We start from the raw sequence: 15826 nt of genomic DNA, 5'->3' as shown, positions 1-15826 counted from the left end.
CTTCTTCTGGAAGTGGTGAGCCACGTTCCTCACGTGCGGCGAGGCACTGAACAGGATCGCTCTGCCCCGTCGGAGCGGCTCATGGTCGCGAGACGTGCCGCGTTGCGCGCACGTGTGGGCGTGGACACGACCACGGCCCGATGCGGCCCCCACCCGGCGTCGGTGAGCGTGGCCTCAGCGCTGTCCGGACGCCATGCGCTGCCGCACGGCCTCATAGGTGAAGAGAGCGGCCGACACCGCCACGTTGAGCGAGTCCACCTGACCGAACATCGGGATCTTCGCCTTGGTGTGGCTGCCGGCGAGCCACTGATCCGACAGGCCGTACTTCTCGCTGCCGACGAGGATCGCCGTGGGCCCGGTCATGTCGACGTCCGCCATCAGGACGTCGGTGTCGGGGGTCGTGGCGACGACGTTCACCGAGTGCTCAGCCAGCCACTGCACGACCTCCTTGGAGTCGGCCGAGGCGATCGGGACCGCGAAGACCGTGCCCTTGCTGGCCCGGATCACGTTGGGGTTGCCCCAGTCGGTCACGGGATTGGCCGAGATGACGGCGGTCACTCCCGCCGCGTCCGCGGTGCGCAGCATCGAGCCCAGGTTGCCGGGCTTCTCGACGCTCTCGCAGACGAGGAAGAGGGCCCCGTCGTCCACCTCGATGCGGGAGAGGTCGGTCTCGATGTCCGGCACGACGGCGAGCCAGCCGTCCGGGCCCTCGCGGTACGCGGCCTTGTCGAAGGCCTGCCGGCTGAGGCTGAACAGGGCGGCCCCGCGTTCGGCCGCACGGGCAATGACGTTCCGCGGGTCGGACCCGCCGGTCAGTGCCGGGCAGTAATACAGCTCGCGGGGACGGACGCCGGCCCGTAGGGCGAGATCCAGTTCCTCATAACCCTCCACAAGGGTCACTCCGGAATTCTGCCTGTTCCGTCGGCGGCGGAGGGCGGCGAGTTCCTTCACATGAGGGTTGCTCGGGCTGGAGATTTCCTTGGGTGGACCAACCCGCGGGATGGACGGCATCGGCGGTGGGAATCACGGTGCCTTTCCGGCTCCGATCCTCCGCCCCCTTTCTCGTGTTTTCTCGTGTTTTCTCGTGTTTCCTGCGCGCTGCGCGCGGTCGTGGCCAGGGTACCCGGTCCGGGACGATGGGCCGGTGGAGGGAATGTGGGGCTCTTCGGGCCCGCGTGACGGCGTGGGAGCGCCCCTGAGCAGGGGAAACTCTGCAGGACAGTGCACGGCGGTGCACCCCGCAGAGGGCACACGGCGGAGCACGTCGCAGAGGCGAGGCGGGTGCCGCGCAGGCGGTGACGGTCGATGTTGTGCCCGGTGGCGGCAAGGGGTGGAGGCCGAGGCGGTCGGTCCGAAAATCATCCGGAGCAAGGAGAACCGGAGGCCACCAGGAGTCCTCTCGGTGAACGGCTAGCATCACGTGCACAGTCGTCGGCCGGGTTGGGTGGGTGTCGTGTCGCAGGCGGAGAAGGAGTTGCCCCGTATCGCCGTCGCCGTCGTGACCATGGGCAACCGGCCCGCCGAGATCGACTCCCTCCTGACGTCCGTCGCCAAGCAGGACCTCGCCCCCTCCCGCATCGTCGTCGTCGGCAACGGCTGCCCTCTGCCCGAGTTCGCCGAGCGACTCGGCCTGTCGGGTGACGTCACCTGCATCGAGGTCGAGGAGAACCTCGGCTGCCCCGGCGGCCGCAACGTGGCCCTCGCCCGGCTTCGGGAGTTCGGGGACGTCGACGTCGTGGTGGAACTCGACGACGACGGGCTGCTTGTCGACGCCGACGCGCTGCGTCACGTACGGGATCTGTACGCCGCCGACCGCAGGCTCGGGATCGTCGGGTTCCGGATCGCCGACGAGTACGGCGAGACCCAGCGGCGGCACGTGCCACGGGTCGGGTCCGCCGACCCGATGCGCGGCGGACCGGTGACCGGCTTCCTCGGCGGCGGGCACGCGCTGTCCATGGCGATGCTCGCGGAGACCGGCGACTGGCCCGCGGAGTTCTTCTTCGCACATGAGGAGGCGGACCTCGCGTGGCGGGCCGTCGACGCCGGCTGGACCGTGCTGTACGCACCGGAGTTGCTGCTCCAGCACCCGAAGACCTCTCCCGCGCGGCATGCCATCTACTACCGGGTGACGGCACGGAACCGCGTCTGGCTCGTGCGGCGCAGGCTGCCGCTGGCGCTCATCCCCGTCCATCTGGGGGTGTGGATCGCCGTCACCCTCCTGCGGACGCGTTCGGTCGGCGGGCTGAAGGCCTGGTTCGGCGGGTTCGTGGAGGGACTGCGGACCCCGGCCGGTGAGCGGCGGCCCATGCGGTGGCGCACGGTGTGGCGGCTCACGAGGCTCGGCAGGCCACCGGTCATCTAGTCCATGAACGCGTTTGGTCCATGAAGTTGAACGACTGGTCCACGGGCTCGTTGAACGACTCCTCGACGGGTTCGTTGAACGACTGGTCCACGAGCTCGTGGAACGACGAAGGACCCGGTCGTTCACCTCCGCCGACCGGGCCCTTGCGTGTTCCCGGATCCGGCCACGGCGGCGACACTCCCCCGAGTTACGCGTAGACGCGCGCGCCGTCGGGCCAGATCCGAGGAAGGGATCACATCAGGCCACGCCAACAGATCGCTAACATGTGGCCAACGGCTCCTGAGGATCCGCGAGCCGGCCGGTTCACGGAGGAATCGTGTGCCGGACGGTGGGAACCCGCCGCAGGTGAAGTCGACGGCGGGACGCGGCGGTTGAGCCGTGCGACGAGGCGGCGTGCGGCAGTCGTGCCGCACGGTGGTGGAAGCACGGCGCTCGGGCCGTGCGGAAGGGCAACGGGGCGGTTATGCGGTACGGGCTGCGGTTCGGACTGCTGGGTCCGCCTGTCGTGTACGACGCCGACGGCGAGATCCGGCCCATCGGCAGTGGCAAGCTGCGCGCCCTTCTGGTGGCGCTGTTGCTGGAGCCGGGCCGTGTCGTCTCGGTCGACGCGCTCAAGGACGCGCTGTGGGTCGGGGCGCCACCGGCCTCCGCGCAGGCATCCCTGCAGAACCACGTCACCCGGCTGCGCCGCCTCCTCGGCGACGACGGCGCCGAACGGCTGTTCGCCGTGCCGCCCGGCTACCTGCTGCGCGTCGATGCGGGGGAACTGGACGTCCGTGTCTTCGAGGACCACGTCGGTACGGCCCGCGCCGCGCATGCCCGCCGCGACTGGGAACGCACGGTCCACGAGGCGTGCGCGGCGCTCGCGCTGTGGCGCGGAACTCCCCTCAGCGGTGTGCCCCTGGAGACCGGAGGGCGCGCGCTCGTGCAGCGCCTGGAGGAGGCGCGACTGCTCGCCCTGGAGTGGCGGTACGACGCAGAACTGCAGCTCGGCGGTGTCCGGCTCGGAGGCTTGGCGCCGGAGTTGGCCGCGTTGGTCGCCGAACACCCGCTGCGGGAGGGTTTTCACCGTCTGCTGATGCTGGTACTGCACCGCACCGGCCGCCCGGCCGAGGCGCTGGCCGTCCACCGCGATCTGCGCGAGCGTCTCATCGAGGAACTGGGTGTCGAGCCCGGGGGCGGAGTGCGTGAGGCCCATCTCGAGATCCTCCGCGACGACCGGGCGGGACCCGGGACCCGGTGGGGCAGCGCCGACGCTTCGCACGTGGACGGTACGCGTGCCGACCGTACGGACACAGACGCTACAGACGCTACGGATGCCGGCATGACGGGCGCGGACGGTGCGGTCCCGGACGGCACGGAAGCCGCGCGTCCGAAAGCGGACGGCACGGCAACCGGGGGCACGGCAACGAAGGGCACGGAAGTCGAGGATCCGAGAACCGGCGGAACGGCAACCGAGGGTGCGGCAATCGAGCATCCGAAAACCGACGGCACGCAAACCGGCGGCACGCACACCAAGGCACCCGGAACCAAGGCACCCGAAACCGACGGCACGGACGCCCGGCAGGAACCCGGTGCCCGCCCCGTAGGGTCCCGAGCCGCGCCCGCCGTGCCCCGGCCCGCCCAACTCCCACCCCCGCCCGCCCACTTCACCGGCCGTGCCGCCGTGTGTGAGGAACTCCTCCGCTTCCTCGGCACCGAACGCGACACGCCCGGCGTCGCCGTCCTCAGCGGCATGGCCGGCGTCGGCAAGAGCGCGCTCGCCCTGCACGTGGCGCATGGGCTGCGGGAACGTTTCGTCGACGGTCAGCTCTATGTCAATCTGCACGGAGCCACGCCCGGCATGACCCAGCTCACCCAGGAGCAGGCGCTCGCCGCACTCCTGCGCGACCTCGGCGCCGAGCCGCACCGCGTCCCCGACCACCCCGACGCCGCGGCCGCGTTGCTCCGCTCGCTGCTCGCCCCCACGCGCACCTTGATCGTGCTGGACGACGCCACGAACGCCGCCCAGGTGCGCCCGCTGCTGCCCGGCGGCCCTGGCTGCGCGGTGATCGTCACCAGCCGCTCCCCGCTCACCGCGCTCGACGGCGCCCACCGGGTCCCTCTCGCGCCCCTGTCGGATGAGGACAGCGCGGCCCTGCTCCGGGCGGTCTCGGGCCGCGACGGGCTCCACGCCGGTCATCCCCTCGTCGAACTCGCGGGCCGCCTGCCGCTCGCCCTGCGTGTCGTCGCCGCGCGGCTCGCCGCCCGCCGTGCCCTCACACCGGACGTCCTGGCAGGTCAACTGGCTGCCACCGAAGGGCGGCTGCACCACCTGGAGTACGACGACCTGAGCGTCCGCAGGTCGCTCGCCGTCGCCCACGACGCCCTGCGCGCCTCGGACCGCGAGGCCGACCGGGACGCGGCGCGTGCGCTCGGCCGCATCGGCGCGCTCGACCTCCCCGGCTACGGTGCGCCTCTTCTTGCCCGCCTCCTCGGCACGGACGAACGCCGCGCCGAGGCCGCCCTCGACCGTCTCGTCGATGTCGCCCTGCTGGAGGAGACGGCGTACGGGTGGTACGCGCCGCACGACCTCGTCCGGGACTTCGCCCGCGAGACCGCGGTGGTCGAAGGCGCCGTGGAGAGGGACGACACCGCCGCCGACGTCGCCCTGCGCTGGTACACCGCCGTGGCCACGCGGGCGTACGAGGCCATCGTCGAGCCGGGTGCCGAGCGCGAGAACAGGCTCCGGGTGACCCCGTCGCAGCCCCGGAGGCACGCCGCCGACATGGCGGCCGTGCCCGCCTTCGGCTCCGCACAGGCCGCCGCCGACTGGATCGTCCTCGAACTGGAGAACATCGTCGCGCTCGTGGAGCGCCACGCGGACACCTCGGCTCATGTGCCCCTGCTCGTCCGCAGAATCGCGCCGTATCTCCAACGCCGTGGCCGCCTCACGGAGTTGGAGGTACTCGTACAGGTGGCGCTGCGCGGGGCGCGCCGGCTGGCCGACGCGCCCGCGGAGGGGTACGCGCTGCTGGACCTGGCGGGGCTGCAGTTCCTGAAGGGTCATGTCAACGACGCCCTCGCCCTGCTGGACGAGGCACTGGAGATCTGGCGGCGACTGGATGACCTCTTCTGCCTGTGTCGTTGTCTCAACAACCGGGCGCTGCTCCTGGAGAGTCTCGGCCGGTACGAGGAGAGCGGCGAGGCGCTGCGGCAGTGCCTGGAGTACACGCGGGTTTTGAACGACCCGATGCAGGAGGCCATCACGTACAGCAATCTCGGCAACCTGTACGAGCACACGGACCCGCGGGCCGCTATCGGCCATCATCGCCGGAGCCTGGAGATCGGTGAGCGGATCGGCCACGTCGTCGTCCGCCACTCGGCGCACTGCAACATCGGGTTCGCCCATCTCACGCTCGGCGAACCCGACGCCGCCCTACCGCACTTCGAGGAGAGCCTGCGCGTCCTCGGCGGACACGGCCACTGGCAGGGCGAGTCGCAGACCCGGCTCGGGCTGGTGCGGGCGCTGCGGGGTCGGGGGGACACCGGGCGGGCCGCGCGTGAGTGCGATGGGCTGCTGACCCTCGCCACCCGCCGCGGCGACCGCTATACCGAGGGTCTGGCGCGCCACCAGCGGGGCCTGCTCCACCGGGCGGAGGGGGACGCAGAGGAGGCCCGAAGGCAGTGGGAGTCCGCCCTCGCGGCGCTGGACGGGACGGACGGTCCGGTGGCCGGGGAGCTCAGGGATCTGCTGGCGGACGGGTGAGCCCGGGCAGGGACCGCTTGCTACGGCCCGGCCAGCGGCCTCGTACGGCCCGTCACTTCGCGTCCGCATAGCACTCGGCCACGGCCGTGGTGAACGGAATCAGTACCGGCGTCTCGCCGAACGTGAGCCGCATCGCCAGGTCCGAGGCTTCCTGTATCGCCGCGACCACCGTCTCCGCCTCCTCGGCGGGGCAGTGCACGATCACCTCGTCGTGCTGGAAGAAGACCAGTTCGGCGGCGAGGTCCGCACAGGCCCGGCGCAGGGCGGCGAGCAGCAGCAGGGCCCAGTCGGCGGCACTGCCCTGTACGACGAAGTTGCGCGCGAAGCGGCCACGGGCGCGGGAGTTGGTGGAGGCGTACCCCGGCATCCACTGCTGTCCTTCCTCGGACGCGCCCGCCGGGCCGTCCTCCTGGGGGATGCCCGCCTCCTCCGTGGCGTCGTCCGACGTCCCGGCGGCCGGCGGGGACGTACGCCCGAGCCAGGTCCGCACGAGCCGGCCCTCCTCGCCCGCGCGGGCCGCGTCGTCGACATACGCGACGGCCCGGGGGAAGCGGCGGCGCAGCGCGGCGAGGTTCTTCAGGCCGTCGCCGGACGTCTGGCCGTAGATCGCGCCCAGCACGGCGAGTTTGGCCTGGGTGCGGTCACCGGAGAACGCTCGGTCCGACACCGACTGGTAGAGGTCGGCCTCTCGGCCCGCGACCTCCATGAACGCCGGGTCGCGTGAGATCGCGGCGAGCACGCGCGGTTCCATCTGGGCGGCGTCGGCCACGACCAGCCGCCAGCCGGGGTCGGCGACCACGGCGCGCCGGATGACCTTGGGGATCTGCAGGGCGCCGCCGCCGTTGGTGACCCAGCGGCCGGTGACGGTGCCGCCCGGAAGGTACTCGGGCCGGAAGCGGCCGTCGCGCACCCAGTCCTGCAGCCAGGACCAGCCGTGGGCGACCCAGATGCGGTACAGCTTCTTGTACTCCAGCAGGGGTTTCACGGCCGGGTGGTCGACAGACTCGATCTCCCAGCGGCGGGTGGAGCGCACCTTGATCCCGGCCTGCGCGAAGGCCTTGACGACGTCGGCGGGCAGGTCGGGCCGGACGCGGCGGCCGAAGGCGGCCGACACCTCGTCGGCCAGCTCGGCCAGCCGCCGGGGTTCGCCGCCGCCCGCGTACCGCTCGCCGAGCAGTTCGTGCAGCAGTTCACGGTGGACGTCCGCGCTCCATGGCAGCCCGGACCGGTTCATCTCGGAGGCCACCAGCATTCCGGCCGACTCGGCGGCGGTGAGCAGGCGCATGCGGTCCGGATGCGCGGTGGCGTCGTGCCGGCGCTGCTGGTCCGCGTACACCTCGACGAGGTCCTTGAGGGGGAGGCGGGCGGGGTTCGGTTCGAAGAGGGAGGACTGCGAGCCGGGCTCGGCGGAGCGCGGCGGGGGGTCCCGCGGTACGGGACCGCCGCGCAGCCGGGCCAGCGCGGCGGCGGCCGACCGGGGTTCGCCGAGGCGTCCCTCGTGGCCGAGGAGGAGGGTCTCGGCGGCCTCGACGTCGTAGCACCGGTCGACCCGCACCCCCGTGGCGAGCAGACGCGGATGGACGTCGGCGGTGGACCGCCACACCCACCGGGTGACCTCGGGCCGCGCCCGGACGGCCTCCCCGAGATCCCCCTCCCTGACCACCGGCCCGGCGAGCAGCCCGTCCGGGCCGAGGGCGGCGACCTCCACGCCACCGTCCTCGGCCGGAGCGAGAGCCCAGCGCCCGGTCATGCTGCGAGTGTGACAGGGGGGTCTGACAACGGGCCGGGACGTACTGTCCGAGCGGCTCAGTCTTGTTCGAGCTTCTTGCGGATCTTGTCGAGCTCCTTCACGACCTGCTCCTCGGTCGTCGCCTTGTCGATGCCGAGGCCGCTGAGCAGGCCCTCGCCGTTCTCCAGCTCGAGGAGCGCGAGGAGGATGTGCTCGGTGCCGATGTAGTTGTGGCCCAGGCGCAGTGCCTCACGGAAGGTCAGTTCGAGTGCCTTTTTCGCGGCGGGGGCGTAAGGCACGAGTTCCGGGACGTCGTCGGCGCGGGGCGGGAGTGCCGCGACCGCCGCCTCGCGCACCGCGTCCAGGGAGACGCCCTGCGCGACGAGCGCCTTGGCCGCGAGTGCCTCCGGCTCGCTGAGCAGCCCCAGTACGAGGTGCCCGGGGACGGTCTCGGCGTTGCCCGCGGCCTTCGCCGCGTTGTGCGCGGCCATCACCACGTTGCGCGCCCGGGGGGTGTAGCGGCTGAACCCCTGGTTGGGGTCGAGGTCCGCGGACTCCTTGGGTACGAAGCGTTTCTGGGCCGCCTGCCGGGTCACGCCCATGCTCTTGCCGATGTCGGTCCAGGACGCGCCCGAACGCCGGGCCTGGTCCACGAAGTGGCCGATCAGGTGGTCGGCCACGTCGCCGAGGTGCTCCGCGGCGAGCACCGCGTCCTGGAGCTGGTCGAGCGCGTCGGTGTGGACCTTCTTGATGGCTTCGATCAGGTCGTCGAGACGCACGTTCGCTGCGGTGTACGGCTTCTCCGTCATGTGTCAACCGTAGGTTGACGGCCGCCTGGTGTCAACTCGAAGTTGACACCCTTGGTGGGTGCCCGTGTCACGATCGGACGCGTGAGTACGACGACCAGCGTGGACCGCGCCTTCCGGGCCGCCCTCTACGACGACACCGACGCGGCCCTCGACACCGGCGCCTCGCTGCTCGCCGCCGATCCCGCGGCTGACGCCGAACTCGCCTGGCGCGGTGAGCAGTTCGTGGCCGCGGCCTGGCGGCGCGGTTGGCAGCCCGCCGACGTCGTACGCATCGTGCGCCGCGAACTGGACGACCTCCACGTGCGCCTCGTATCGGCGCTGATCCTCGACGAGGCAGGGGAGAGGCCGCCCCCCGGCCCGCGCTGGGCCGCCCAGCTCCAGGACCTCGACGCGGACCTTCCGCGCGTCTTGGACCGTTTCTCCCACGCCACCGCCGTCCTGGAGCTGTACCGCGTGCTGCTGCGCCTGCCCGCCCTCGAACACCTGGACGCGCCCCGGCAGTCCGCCGCCCCGCGGCAGCCGGAGTCCCGCATGCTCACCCGCATCCGCGCCCTGCTCGCCAAGGCGGAGGCGACCGGTTATCCGGAGGAGGCGGAAGCGCTCAGCGCCAAGGCGCAGGAGCTGATGGCGCGCCACAGCATCGACGAGGCGCTGCTCGCTGCCCGTACGCACACCGGCGACGCACCCGGCGCCTGCCGTATGGGTGTCGACCCGCCGTACGAGACGGCCAAGGCGGTGCTCCTGGATGCGGTGGCGACCGCGAACCGCTGCCGGGCCGTGTGGCACGAGGCCCTGGGCTTCTCCACGGTCATCGGCTTCGAAGCCGACCTGGAGGCCGTCGAACTCCTCTACACCTCGCTGCTCGTGCAGGCCACCGCCGCGATGACGAAGGCGGAGGCGGCGCAGCGCAAGGGCGGCCGGAAGCGTACGAAGACGTTCCGGCAGTCCTTCCTCGCCGCGTACGCGCATCGCATCGGCGACCGGCTGCGGGAGGCCGCCGAGGGGCAGGTGGCGGAGAGCGAGGGGGACCTGCTGCCGGTGCTCGCCGCCAGGGACGTGGCCGTCGCGGACCGCATGGAGCGGATGTTCCCGGACACGGTCACCACCCGCCTGCGCGGGGTCGGCGACGCGGCCGGCTGGGAGCAGGGGGCCGCGGCCGCCGACCGGGCCCAGGTCGCGGGACGGCCCCGGCTCCGCTGAGTGTGCGGGTCAGTCTCCTGCGACCTGGACAGGGCTCACCGATGCGTCCGGGGTGTTCGGGCTCTTCAGCGCCACATCGCCGTACGACCACGGGTAGCTGCCCGCCTCGTCGGCGCCCGGGACGGTGATCTTCACGGTCCTCATCGGGGCGCTGAGCGAGCCGCCGTCCCCGCGGACGTACGTGATGGTGAAGGTCGCCGCCTCGTCCTTCTGCAGCGTCACCTTCACCGGCTTCGCGGCCTTCTCGTCGGCGACGGTCCAGTTGGTCTTGCCGTCGTTCAGCTCGATGCCGGGGAAGCCCTCGAAGGTGCACTCCCCGGCGTCGCGGTTCGTGAGGGTGACCGGGACGTTGCCGGTGTCGCCGGCGCTGGTGGCGGCGTTGCCGGGGCCGACCTTGACGGCGACGCGGCAGACGGCGGTGTCCTTGCCGCTGTCGCCGCTCCCGCTGTCGCAGGCGGTCAGGGTGAGAGCCGCGGCGAGGGCGGTGACGGCGAGGGGGACGGGGAGCGTGCGCATGAAGGTCCTCTGGCTCGTGACGGTGTCCATGGATCATCACGCAGGTGCGCGGCGGCGCGTTCCACACCCCCTCGATGCCGCACGCTCATGCGTCTCGGATGTCGCGATCATCCCACTGTGTCTTCCTTGGGTCGGCAGGATGAGCCGGCTGCCGGCTGCTCAAGGAGGCCGCGTGTTCGGGGCTGAGGATCGAGCGGAAGCGGCTCGAGCCGCTGGTCGCGGTGCGCGGCGCGGCGGGGCTCTCGCTCGTGATCGCGGGAAGCCTGTGGCGTTCGGGCCTGCCGTCGCGGTCAGCTCCGCGTTCGGCGCGTTACAGGCGGCCATCGCGACCTTCCAGCAGGGCGCCGCCGGGGGTGGGGCGGGCCGGGAGGAGGGGGCGGGGGGACGAGGGGAAGCCCGTATGGGGGGACGGGCCGGGAGAGGCCGAGAGCGCTGGAGGGTGGGAGGGGCCCGTACGCGAGGAGGGGTGGCTGGGGGACGAGGGGAAGCCCGTATGTGGGGACGGGCCGGGAGGCGACGAGAGCGCTGAAGGTGAGGAGAGGCCCGTACGCGAGGAAGGCTCGGGGGGTGACGAAACGCCCGTATGCGAGGAAGCCTCGGGAGTGACGAAAGGCCCGTATGCGAGGAGGCCCGGAGAACGGCGCGAGTCCGTACGTGAGGAAGGGCCAAGACGCGGCGAGACCCCGACAAGGCGGGAGGCCCGTACCCGACGAGTGGTCCCCACGTGACGAGAGCCCCGGGCGTGCAGGGACGTTCCGACACGGTGACGGGCCGTGGAGTCCCGGTGATTCCACGGCCCCTTGAGCGACGTCAGGAGCCCAGGCTCGCCGTCGGCAGTCCGCTCGGGAGCTTGCCGCCCTCGGCTTTCGTGTAGGTCTCCGTGCCGATGCCGCCCTCCCACGTCACCTTCATGCTCGTGGAGTTCACGGAGTCGACCATCCCGGTACCGCGGCTCTTGCTGCTGTCCGTGCACTTGAGGCGGATCATCTGCATGCCCGCCTCCTCCCCCGCGGTCCCGCTGCACACGGTGCCGCCCGTCTCGAAGAGCCCGGCCTGCGTGCCGGTGATGACCAGCGCCACGGCCTTGCCGCCGGTCGTGGCCAGCCAGCTGCCCTCCAGCTTTCCAGCCTTGGCGCTCGATGTGCCGGAGCCGCCGCCGGTGTCCGCCGTGGACGCGGACGCGCCCGGTGTGGAGGGGTCACCGCTCGCGGAGTCACTGCCCCCGGAGTCGCTGCTGCAGCCGGTCAGCGCGAGCGCGGCCGCAAGCCCCGCGGCCGCCACGGCTGTGCGCGCCTGCCGGCGCGTGACATGGGTCGCTGTCACTGAGGTCTCCCAAGGTTGCCGATGAGGTCATGGGGACGGCCGCAGCAAGCTATCAGGAGCACTTGCGGACGCCGGGGCGGTATCCGGCGTGCGCTTGCTCACGCGGATCGACCCGGGACGCCCGAACGTACGGATGCGGCCGCGCGGCCGGCCGTCCACGCCGTCCCGGTTGCGCACCCGGGTGGCCCCGGCGTCCCGCGGCTGTCTGCGCAGCTCCTGTCGGGGTGGCGATCCGTTCGGCCGCCGTGGACGACGGGCGGCGGATGATCTCCTTCAGCTCGCCTCGCCGCTCGGCGCACCGCGCGACGACCGCCCGGCGCTTCTCGTTCTCCGCGATCTCGCTTTTCTTCGCCATACCGGCCCGTCCCCTCCCTCGGATCTTCACACCACGGGCGCGGATCCGGGCCCGCCGCTTCCACGCCGACGGCGTCGACCGTGCCGATCCCCTTGACTCAGCCGCAGCCGTACGTACCGGCCCTCGCTCGGCAGCCAGTAGCGCCGGCACGGCGACACAGGTAGGAGAATTCCTATGTTTGACGCGTAGGGAATATCCTACCTATGGTGGTCCCATGACCATCACACACGCCTCTTTCATCACCCTCCCCGTCACCGACCAGGAGCGCGCCCTGCGCTTCTACACAGATCTCCTCGGCTTCGAGGTGGCCGCGGACCTGGACCTGCCCCAGGGGCGGTGGCTCCAGGTCGCCCCCAAGGGTGCGCAGACCGTCTTCACGCTCTCCGGCCCGGGGATGGGTGATTTCGAGCCCGGCTCGACCCGGGGGATCATGTTGGTCACGACCGATGTCGACGCCGACTGTGCTCGGCTGGCCGAGGCGGGGGTTGCCGTGCAAGGTCCGGACGACCTCCCCTGGGGCCGGATGGCATCCTTCCGGGATCCCGACGGCAACGGTCTGATGCTGCTGACGGAGGCTCACGGATAGGGAGACCGGCATGACCACGACCGGGGCCGGGGCGGACACCGCGGCCGAGGACCGCGTCTTCGCCGCGCTCGCCAACGTCACGCGCCGCGAGGTGCTGCGCCTGCTGCGCGACGAGGGACCGCAGCCCGTCCAGGCCCTGGCCGACCGCTTCGACATGCGCCGCCCGAGCCTCTCGGAGCACCTCAGGGTGCTCCGAGAGGCCGGACTCGTCTCCGAACAGCGCTCCGGCCGGCAGCGCATCTATCGCCTGGAGGCGGCACCGCTCGCCGAGGTACAGGACTGGCTCCATCCGTACGAGCGGTTCTGGCGGCAGCAGTTGCGCGGGCTCGGGGAGTTGCTCGACCGCATGCACGACGATGACCGGCCATGAGCACCGCATCCGGCGACGACCTGACCACGATCCGCGTCGACCAGTTCCTGCCGCATCCGCCGGCCAAGGTCTGGCGCGCCCTCACCGAGCCCGAGCTGCTCGCCCAGTGGCAGATGCCCGGCGCCGAGAACTTCCGGCTCCAAGTCGGTCACCGGTACACGATGACCTCGGTCCCGCGACCGAACTCCAACTTCTCCGGCACCGTCTACGTGCAGGTTCTCGCGTACGAGCCCGAGCGGATGCTGTGCGTCCGGTGGGCCGACGCCGATCCCGCCAATCCCGCGGACTGGACCATCACATGGACATTGGAACAGGAAGGCCGCGGGACGCGTCTCTTCCTAGTGCATGAAGGGTTCGACCCGGACGACCCGGCACAGATGATGGCGCGGACGATCATGGACGGGGGCTGGAGGTCGCATGTATTGCGAGCTCTGGGGCAGACGCTTGACCGACTGTAGTCAGCCGGCGGTCGAGCTGTAGTCAAGGGACTGTAAAAGCTGTAATCGCAGGAACACCCCGCGTGCACGTGCATCTGCGCCTGCATCTGCATGTGAACGGAGTTATGATCCGGAGCAGTTGACCACTGCATCAATGGCCACATCAGCCAATGCACCACCCGGGGAGCGACCTGTGGACCACGACGTGTACGACGTGGACGACGTGTACAACGGCATGGCTGCGACGGAGCTGGACGGAGTGGCCTGGCAGAAGAGCCGGCACAGCAACTCCCAGGGGTCATGCGTGGAGTTCGCCCGGCTGCCGGGGGGAGACGTGGCGGTACGCAACTCGCGTTTCCCCGACGGGCCCGCCCTGGTCTACACCCGTGCGGAGATCGAGGCGATGCTGCTGGGCATCAAGGACGGCGAGTTCGACCATCTGATCGCGTGACACGCGTGGATGAGGGGCCGGTTGTGTCTCTGTCGGTCGCCATATGCGCCTGGCCTGCGGTGCGTTGACGCATCGCAGGCTGTGACACGCGTAGAACCGCGGCCTCAGAAAGCGCCGCGGGCCGTCACTCCGCGCACGCCGGCGCGGACGGCAGCCGGAACAGCGCCCAGACCACCTTGCCGCTCAGTGTGCCCGCCAGTGGGTGCCAGCCCCAGCCGTCGGAGAACGAGTCGACCAGGAACAGCCCCCGCCCCGATTCCGCCGAGAAGTCCTCGGAGTTGCCCGCGACCGGACTCTCGTGACTGGGGTCGCGCACGGCGCACACCAGGCGTGAGGTCCACCGCATGAGGTGCAGCCGCACCGGCGCGTCCTGCTCGCCCGTGCGTACGGAGGGCGAGGAGGGCAGTGCATGCCGCAGCGCGTTGGTCACGAGTTCGGAGACCACGAGGCAGATGTCGTCGAAGCGCTCGCTCACGTCCCACTGGCCGAGCGTTCTGCGGGTGAACTGCCTTGCTTCGCGCACCGCTTCGAGGCGGGCGGGCAGAGCGCAGGAGGCGGCGCTGGACACGGCCGCGGGATCGAGCGGCGGAAGTCCCTGCCGTAAGGGCTCGAGCATGGTCGATCCATTCGTCCCCATGCGAGGCACTCCCGGGTGTTCGCGGTCGTGGCGATGCAGCGGTGGCGCGGGACCATGGTTTCGGATGAGCCAGGCAGATGCAAGGGCAGATGCACGTGCACGCGCCGGAATTGGTCGTTCCCGTACCGCTTTCTGCTTGTATCTTCTGTCACTTTCTTCCCGCTTCCTTGCTCCTTCCTGACCTCTACCTGTGCCTCTCCTTTGGCTGCTTTCCATTTCTGTAACCGTATGAGTACTGCTCGAAGTGTTTTAGTGGCAGACTGCGCGATCTGAAGGACGGTTGGGGAGGCTGACGAACGTGAGCGCTGGGGACTCGAGTGGGTCGGTGGTGCGGCGCATTCTGCTGGGATCCCATCTCAGGCGCCTGCGGGAGGCGCGCGGCATCACCAGGGAGCAGGCCGGCTACTCGATCCGTGCCTCGGAGTCGAAGATCAGCCGCATGGAGTTGGGAAGGGTGAGCTTCAAGACACGTGATGTCGAGGACCTGCTGACGTTGTACGGGATCACCGACGAGACCGAACGCACATCCCTCCTCTCCCTGGCGAAGGAGGCCAATGTCGCCGGGTGGTGGCACAGCTACTCGGACGTCCTGCCGAGCTGGTTCCCGACCTACGTCGGCCTGGAGGGGGCGGCGCATCTGATCCGGTCGTACGAGGTCCAGTTCGTGCACGGGCTGCTGCAGACCGAGGCGTACGCGCACGCGGTCGTCGCCCGCGGCATGAAGGGCGCGAGCGCCGCGGACATCGACCGGCGGGTGGCGCTGCGGCTGGAGCGGCAGAAGTACCTCGTGGCCGAGAACGCCCCGGAGTTCCATGTCGTGCTCGACGAGGCGGCCCTGCGCCGCCCCTACGGCGACCGGCAGGTGATGCGCGGCCAGCTCCAGCACCTGATCGACATCTCGGAGCGCTCCAACGTACGGCTTCAGATCATGCCGTTCAGTTTCGGTGGGCACTCCGGTGAGAGCGGCTCCTTCACCATCCTGAGCTTCCCCGAGTCCGACCTGTCCGACGTGGTCTATCTCGAGCAGCTCACCAGCGCGCTGTACCTGGACAAACGCGAGGACGTCACCCAGTACGAGGCCGCGATGAAGCAGCTGCAGCAGGACAGCCCCGGCCCGGACGAAAGCCGCGATCTGCTGCGGGGGCTGCTCCAGCTTTCCTGAGAGTCTTCATGGAGTATCCCGAGGCGTTCTCCAACTCCCTTTAGACCAAGGCCATGAAGTTATGGGCTGATGGGTGCTGTCAACAGGATGTCGATGCTGATGGTGGCCTTGTAGGTGTGGCGGTCGACGCGCAGGCTCTTG

At 70.8% G+C, this 15826-nt stretch carries 14 protein-coding genes and 3 pseudogenes; 9 read left to right on the top strand and 8 right to left on the bottom strand.

Going from position 1 to position 15826, the window contains the following annotated elements; translation table 11 throughout:
* Nucleotides 1-174 precede the first annotated feature (174 nt).
* The gene (locus ACZ3TS_RS24360; RefSeq protein WP_467621453.1) at nucleotides 175-1011 is read right to left on the bottom strand and encodes a TrmH family RNA methyltransferase; all 837 of its coding nucleotides are present in this window, start codon (nucleotides 1009-1011) and stop codon (nucleotides 175-177) included.
* A 442-nt stretch (nucleotides 1012-1453) separates the two neighbouring features.
* Between ACZ3TS_RS24360 and ACZ3TS_RS24355 the strand changes: the two genes are divergently transcribed.
* Both ACZ3TS_RS24355 and ACZ3TS_RS24350 read left to right on the top strand, forming a co-directional pair.
* On the top strand, nucleotides 1454-2362 hold the full coding sequence (locus ACZ3TS_RS24355; protein ID WP_467621450.1) for a glycosyltransferase family 2 protein: 909 nt from the start codon (nucleotides 1454-1456) through the stop codon (nucleotides 2360-2362).
* A gap of 463 nt (nucleotides 2363-2825) precedes the next feature.
* Complete coding sequence (locus tag ACZ3TS_RS24350; RefSeq protein WP_467621620.1) at nucleotides 2826-6110, top strand: AfsR/SARP family transcriptional regulator; 3285 nt, start codon at nucleotides 2826-2828, stop codon at nucleotides 6108-6110.
* A gap of 52 nt (nucleotides 6111-6162) precedes the next feature.
* Here the strand turns inward: ACZ3TS_RS24350 and ACZ3TS_RS24345 are convergent, their stop codons facing one another.
* Both ACZ3TS_RS24345 and ACZ3TS_RS24340 read right to left on the bottom strand, forming a co-directional pair.
* Complete coding sequence (locus ACZ3TS_RS24345) at nucleotides 6163-7860, bottom strand: bifunctional 3'-5' exonuclease/DNA polymerase (RefSeq protein WP_467621447.1); 1698 nt, start codon at nucleotides 7858-7860, stop codon at nucleotides 6163-6165.
* Nucleotides 7861-7916: 56 nt separating this feature from the next.
* On the bottom strand, nucleotides 7917-8648 hold the full coding sequence (locus tag ACZ3TS_RS24340; protein ID WP_467621444.1) for a Clp protease N-terminal domain-containing protein: 732 nt from the start codon (nucleotides 8646-8648) through the stop codon (nucleotides 7917-7919).
* A gap of 81 nt (nucleotides 8649-8729) precedes the next feature.
* Between ACZ3TS_RS24340 and ACZ3TS_RS24335 the strand changes: the two genes are divergently transcribed.
* On the top strand, nucleotides 8730-9848 hold the full coding sequence (locus ACZ3TS_RS24335) for a DUF2786 domain-containing protein (protein WP_467621441.1): 1119 nt from the start codon (nucleotides 8730-8732) through the stop codon (nucleotides 9846-9848).
* Between the two features lie 9 nt (nucleotides 9849-9857).
* Here ACZ3TS_RS24335 and ACZ3TS_RS24330 read toward each other — a convergent pair whose 3' ends face one another.
* Complete coding sequence (locus tag ACZ3TS_RS24330; RefSeq protein ID WP_467621438.1) at nucleotides 9858-10364, bottom strand: DUF4232 domain-containing protein; 507 nt, start codon at nucleotides 10362-10364, stop codon at nucleotides 9858-9860.
* A 155-nt stretch (nucleotides 10365-10519) separates the two neighbouring features.
* Between ACZ3TS_RS24330 and ACZ3TS_RS24325 the strand changes: the two are divergent.
* A pseudogene (locus ACZ3TS_RS24325) lies at nucleotides 10520-10704 on the top strand (hypothetical protein); the annotation flags it as partial.
* Between the two features lie 470 nt (nucleotides 10705-11174).
* Here ACZ3TS_RS24325 and ACZ3TS_RS24320 read toward each other — a convergent pair.
* The 3 genes and pseudogenes from ACZ3TS_RS24320 to ACZ3TS_RS24310 form a co-directional block, all read right to left on the bottom strand.
* Entirely contained in the window at nucleotides 11175-11687 is a 513-nt protein-coding gene (locus ACZ3TS_RS24320) for a hypothetical protein (RefSeq protein WP_467621435.1), read from the bottom strand.
* A 52-nt stretch (nucleotides 11688-11739) separates the two neighbouring features.
* Nucleotides 11740-12042, bottom strand: a pseudogene (gene rpsN / locus ACZ3TS_RS24315) (30S ribosomal protein S14).
* 21 nt (nucleotides 12043-12063) lie between these two features.
* Nucleotides 12064-12188 (bottom strand): annotated as a pseudogene (locus tag ACZ3TS_RS24310) (50S ribosomal protein L28); the annotation flags it as partial.
* 68 nt (nucleotides 12189-12256) lie between these two features.
* Between ACZ3TS_RS24310 and ACZ3TS_RS24305 the strand changes: the two are divergent.
* The 4 genes from ACZ3TS_RS24305 (at nucleotide 12257) to ACZ3TS_RS24290 (ending at nucleotide 13886) form a co-directional block, all read left to right on the top strand.
* On the top strand, nucleotides 12257-12628 hold the full coding sequence (locus tag ACZ3TS_RS24305) for a VOC family protein (protein WP_467621432.1): 372 nt from the start codon (nucleotides 12257-12259) through the stop codon (nucleotides 12626-12628).
* Between the two features lie 10 nt (nucleotides 12629-12638).
* Nucleotides 12639-12998, top strand: a complete 360-nt coding sequence (locus tag ACZ3TS_RS24300) for an ArsR/SmtB family transcription factor (RefSeq protein ID WP_467621429.1) — start codon at nucleotides 12639-12641, stop codon at nucleotides 12996-12998.
* The gene (locus ACZ3TS_RS24295; protein ID WP_467621426.1) at nucleotides 12995-13456 is read left to right on the top strand and encodes an SRPBCC family protein; all 462 of its coding nucleotides are present in this window, start codon (nucleotides 12995-12997) and stop codon (nucleotides 13454-13456) included. The genes ACZ3TS_RS24300 and ACZ3TS_RS24295 overlap by 4 nt, the downstream gene beginning before the upstream one ends.
* A 172-nt stretch (nucleotides 13457-13628) precedes the next feature.
* Nucleotides 13629-13886, top strand: coding sequence for a DUF397 domain-containing protein (locus tag ACZ3TS_RS24290; RefSeq protein WP_467621423.1), 258 nt, complete (start codon nucleotides 13629-13631; stop codon nucleotides 13884-13886).
* A 124-nt stretch (nucleotides 13887-14010) separates the two neighbouring features.
* Here ACZ3TS_RS24290 and ACZ3TS_RS24285 read toward each other — a convergent pair whose 3' ends face one another.
* Nucleotides 14011-14523: an ATP-binding protein gene (locus tag ACZ3TS_RS24285; protein WP_467621420.1), complete on the bottom strand. Its 513-nt coding sequence runs from the start codon at nucleotides 14521-14523 to the stop codon at nucleotides 14011-14013.
* A gap of 325 nt (nucleotides 14524-14848) precedes the next feature.
* On the opposite strand from ACZ3TS_RS24285, the gene ACZ3TS_RS24280 reads away from it, so the two are divergent.
* Nucleotides 14849-15685: a helix-turn-helix domain-containing protein gene (locus tag ACZ3TS_RS24280; RefSeq protein ID WP_467621617.1), complete on the top strand. Its 837-nt coding sequence runs from the start codon at nucleotides 14849-14851 to the stop codon at nucleotides 15683-15685.
* The last annotated feature ends 141 nt before the right edge of the window (nucleotides 15686-15826 follow it).

Source organism: Streptomyces sp. NPDC022910 (assembly GCF_055561075.1).
The sequence above is the reverse complement of the archived record's forward strand: the minus strand, read 5'-3'. Positions and strand labels throughout refer to the sequence as shown.